This window comes from Pseudomonas viridiflava, assembly GCF_003702045.1.
In the GTDB taxonomy this organism is placed as follows: domain Bacteria; phylum Pseudomonadota; class Gammaproteobacteria; order Pseudomonadales; family Pseudomonadaceae; genus Aquipseudomonas; species Aquipseudomonas viridiflava_C.
In genome coordinates this window covers 25,217-30,143 of the sequence record NZ_RBTP01000007.1, presented here as the reverse complement: position 1 = coordinate 30,143, position 4,927 = coordinate 25,217, and the positions used below count along the sequence as shown (strand labels likewise).

The window sequence follows — 4,927 nt, the reverse complement described above, 5'->3', positions numbered from 1 at the left end:
AAGAGACAGCCCCCGAACTGCCTCTATTTAAACCTCCCATCACTCATTTACACACGATGGCACAGACATCTGATAACACGATGCCTGTGCCATCGTCTGTAATATGCTTACTTATTTATGTTACAAACAGGTGTTTGAAACATTCGATCGGCCTCCGCCGCCGATGTGCCATTTATGTCACACGCACGCGCAAAGACGACCTGACTCTTCGGCCCGTTACTGGAAATCAAGGTAATGTTTAACGCCGCGATACGCCAGCGTAAGGAAGCATTAAACATTAATGCCTTATTAAGACCTGTCACCTGAACGAACAGCCGAAACAGTGATAAAGCGAACCGTTCCTGTACCTAGGTACAGTAGTAAAGCCGAGGGGTGTAAGTTAAAAATTAGTTACTCAACTAATACTAAAGACTTAATGATTTACCACCCTAACTTGTTTTCCATCCACCCCCGCAACGGCTCTTACTTGACGACATGACCAAAGGACTTGATTGGTTGATGTCGGCTGATCAGCGCCCCAGCGCCTCACTTTAGTGCGCGCTGAGCTCGGTTGATGATCCAGAGCCTATTGACTCCATCACACATAAAAAGGAAGCCTGATGAACGTTCAACAACTCTTCCCGCACTTGGGGAAAGTCATCACCGGTACTGGAAGCCGACAGTTTGCCCGCTTGCTTCATGATCTGATCAGTACCTCGCTCCACGTAGACGCTACTCACGTCACTCAACACCGTACCCGGCTAGTAGACGTTGCTTCAGGCGCTTCGACGCCTGACCGCTTCGACACCGGCCCCTGCACCACCCACGACGATGGCCAGTATCGGCCTGAGCCTGTGCTGCTGAGCGCAGATCAATTCGCCAATGCCCGCATCGATAAATCCATCAGCTTTGGCACACCCGGCTGCGACCTGCAAAAGCCGTTGGCCTGCTCGCAGGACAGTGCAGAGGCTTCCCAGGTCCATCTGGCCTCGCATTTGAACGGATACCGCTGTGTCATTTCGGTCTATCGCTCGCCTGCCTCCAAAGCGTTCAGCGGACAGGAAAGAGCGCAGCTCAAAGACCTGTCATGGATGTTGCTGCCCATCGTCGAAGAACACATCGCAACCTTGACGCCAATCCAGAAAGCTATCGTCTCGCCAGCCCTGTCGGCTGCGTCAGGAGAAGACGTTGCAATGGAAAGTCTGCGCCAGCGCTTTCTGAACCGATTGAAAGGGTCACAGCTGACGCTGTCGTTGCGTGAGGTTGAAGTCTGCGTAGGGCTGCTGGCGGGGCTGACCGTGCCTCAACTGGCTGAGCGGCTGGCATTGAAAGTGAGCACAGTGGAAAGCTACTTCAAGCGCGCTGCAGTCAAGATGGGTATCAGTGGACGCAGCCCGCTGCTGCGCTGGCTTCATGCGACGGATACCCGCTACACCGCCCCGGCACCCGTCTTGTTCCAAAAAGCGGTCTGATCCGCACCTAGGCTTGACCCCGCTTCACCTTCTTTTCTCAATGCAACGATATCGACCCGGACATCCCCCAGATGTCCGGATCGATATCGTTGCACCATCCCATCCCATCCCATCCCTCCCTAGCCACCATCACCATTCGCAAAGCGCTTGCGCCGCATTCATGACCACACTCTGTAGGATTACCCGACGTGTTCGAAGCAGATAGGCAGGGCTCACATAAACGGGCACCGCTGGCCTGAAGGCCAGCGGTGGGAGAGGATAAGATGGATGGAGCGATCAGTCCCGCGCCAAGGCTTCGATCGGGTCAAGACGAGCTGCGTTGCGGGCGGGTACGAAGCCGAACACGACACCGATCAGCGTCGAACAGATGAATGCCGTCACGATAGACGTCACTGAAAACACCATCTGCCATTCCTTGACCAGCAGAGAAAAGATGTAACCGATGGCGAATGACAGGCTGATGCCGATCAAGCCGCCCAACAGGCAGACCATGACGGCTTCCACGAGAAACTGCTGACGAATATCCGAAGGCCTGGCGCCCACCGCCATTCTGATGCCAATTTCACGGGTGCGCTCGGTCACCGACACCAGCATGATGTTCATCACACCGATACCGCCAACCACCAGAGAGATAACTGCAATCAGCGACAGCAAGAGCGCCAGCGACTGGCTGGTTTTCTGTACGGTCTGCATGATGCTGTCCAGGTTGTAGGTGAAGAAGTCCTTTGTACCGTGCCGCCGCTCAATGAGGGCGCTGACGTTTTCTTCCACCAGCTTGCTTGGCTGACCGTCCTTGACCCGCACGGTGATGCTGTCCAGGTACCGCTGGCCAAGCAAGCGCCCCGACGCTGTCTCGTAAGGCATCCAGATGTTGAGGTTTTTGCTGGTATTGAACACGCTCTTTTTGTCTTCCGTGACGCCTATTACGGTACACGGCAGGTTATCGACCAGAATCACCTGGCCCAATGGATTCACCTTAGGACCAAACAGCCTCGTGCGCGTGTTGTGATCGATCACCACCACTTGGGCCTGTCGAATACTGTCTTCTTTGTTGAAGCCGACGCCCTCGCCCATCTTGATACCGCGCACTCGGAAATAATTGTCACCCACGCCATTTACCGTCGCCGTCACGTCCACATTGCGATAACGCAGCAGCAGGTTGCGCCCGACATTGGGAGTCGCGCTGTCGATGTAATACTGGTCGCTCAAAGCAGCAACGTCTCCCAAAGACAGGGTTTCGATCGCAGCCGAGCGACTGTCGCCCCAATCGGTGCCGGGAAAGACCTCGATCGTCGTGCTGCCAATCGCCGCGATATCGTTGAGCACGTAGCGTTTGGCACCCTCCCCGACGGCCACGATAGACACCACCGAGGTGATGCCGATCACAATGCCCAACATGGTCAGCAGCGTGCGCATTCGGTGCGAAATCAGCGCAACCCAGGCCATTGTGAACGCTTCACGAAACAGCTCGAAACTGGCGACCAGGCGATTGCCATGCTTGTCCTTGGTCGGCAAGGCGTCCGGGGCCTGATTCTCCAGTCTCTGGCGATCAGGGTTGGTGCGGTCGCTGATGATCCTGCCATCTGAAATCTCGATGATTCGCTCAGCGTACGCGGCGACTTTTTCGTCGTGGGTGACCAGAATCACCGTGCGGCCGGCGGCATTAAGCTCCAGAAGGATTTTCATCACTTCTTTGCCGCTGGCAGTATCCAGTGCGCCGGTCGGTTCGTCGGCGAGAATGATCTCGCCACCATTCATCAGCGCACGGGCAATACTCACGCGTTGCTGCTGCCCACCCGACAGCTGGTTGGGCCGGTTGCTCATGTGATCGCCAAGCCCCAGTCGAGACAGCAATTGCCGAGCACGATCGGTGCGCTTCGACTCGCCGACGCCGGCGTAGATCGCGGGCATCTCGACGTTGTTGACTGCACTCAAATGGCTGAGCAGATGGTAGCGCTGAAAGATGAAACCGAAATGATCGCGGCGAAGCGCCGCCAGCGCGTTGTCGTCCATCGCGTGCGTTTCATGACCACTGACCTTGTAACTGCCGGAGTTGGCCTTGTCCAGGCAGCCCAGCACGTTCATCAGGGTCGACTTCCCAGACCCCGATGCCCCCATGATGGCGACCAGTTCACCCGAATGGATGGACAGGTTGATATCGTTCAGGGCGATGAAATCCTTGTCACCCGCGCTGAAACGTCGGGTGATGCCTTGCAGCTCCAGTAACGGTTCGGTCGTCATGCCCCTGCTCCTGCAGTCGCCGTGGACGGCTCGCCGATGACCACCTGATCCCCTTCCTGCAGGCCTTCATCCACCTGCACACGGACATTGTTGTTAATGCCGGTCTTGACCTGCCGTACCTGCGCCTTGCCCTGGGCATCCAGCACGCGAACGGCAAACCTCCCTTCGGCGTCTTTGTCACCCAATGCCGCAACGGGCACGGTCAATACGCCACTGGCTTTGGAGAGTACGATCCGGACCTGCGCGGTCATCGAGATACGCAGCCTGTGCTCAGGATTGGGCACATCGAACAGCGCGTTGTAGAACACAGCCGTGTTCTGACGGCTGGAATTGTTGGACTGGGTTTCCAGAAAGTTCTGCGGCGCAGGCTCGATGCCGCGCAATTTGCCGTAATAACGCTTGTCGGCCTCACCCAGGATCGTGAAATAGACCTCTTGCCCCTGCTGGATATGAATCACATCCGCTTCCGACACTTGGGCCTTGACGGTCATGGTGTCCAGATCCGCCAGCTTGAGCAGAACCGGCGCCAGCTGTTGCGCGATCACGGTCTGGCCTTCCTGCGTCACGATCCCAACCACCGCGCCATTGATAGGCGCAACGATTCGGGTGTAACCCAGATTGACCCGTGCAGTCTCCACCTGGATCCGTGCGTCCTTGATTTGCGCATCCAGAGAGCGCAGGTTGGCGCTCTCGACGCGGAAGTCCGACTGCGCCGTTTCGAAATCCTGTTTGGATATCGCATCGCCCGGCCGAAGCGTCTGGTAACGCTCATACGTTGCCTTGGCTTTGGCGAGTTGCGCGGCAGTGGCTTGCTTCTTGGCGATCAGGTCTTCTTCGTTGACCTGTGCCTGACGCAGCGAGTTCTCCAGCACAACCGGGTCGATTTCCGCCAGCCATTGCCCTTTCTTGACCTCGTCACCCAGTTGGACTTTGAGTGATTTCAGCTGACCGGACACCTGAGCACCCACGTCGACCTGTTTGACGCCTTGCAGGACGCCCGTCGCCAGCACCGAATTCTCGATGTCGCCACGTTCGGCCTTGGCCGTCAGGTATTGCGGCGGCGCCTCTTCGGAACGCGTAGTGGCGAAGACAATCCCCGCCAGCGTCAGCAGGCTCAGGACAATGACCGTTTTACGAAATTTGAACTTAGGCATAAAGGACCACGAATACGTTGCTGACAGACCCGGCTGGCTGACAGCCGGGATGAAATGTGTCACTGCTTGCCGTCCTGGCCG

At 56.8% G+C, this 4,927-nt stretch carries 3 protein-coding genes; 1 reads left to right on the top strand and 2 read right to left on the bottom strand.

Going from position 1 to position 4,927, the window contains the following annotated elements:
- Positions 1-599 precede the first annotated feature (599 nt).
- The gene (locus ALP40_RS01365) at positions 600-1,451 is read left to right on the top strand and encodes a helix-turn-helix transcriptional regulator (protein ID WP_122206523.1); all 852 of its coding nucleotides are present in this window, start codon (positions 600-602) and stop codon (positions 1,449-1,451) included.
- A gap of 276 nt (positions 1,452-1,727) precedes the next feature.
- Here the strand turns inward: ALP40_RS01365 and ALP40_RS01360 are convergent, their stop codons facing one another.
- Entirely contained in the window at positions 1,728-3,692 is a 1,965-nt protein-coding gene (locus tag ALP40_RS01360) for a MacB family efflux pump subunit (RefSeq protein ID WP_122206522.1), read from the bottom strand.
- A complete protein-coding gene (gene macA, locus ALP40_RS01355; protein WP_122206524.1) occupies positions 3,689-4,846 on the bottom strand; it encodes a macrolide transporter subunit MacA in 1,158 nt (385 codons plus the stop codon). The genes ALP40_RS01360 and macA overlap by 4 nt, the downstream gene beginning before the upstream one ends.
- Between the last annotated feature and the right edge of the window lie 81 nt (positions 4,847-4,927).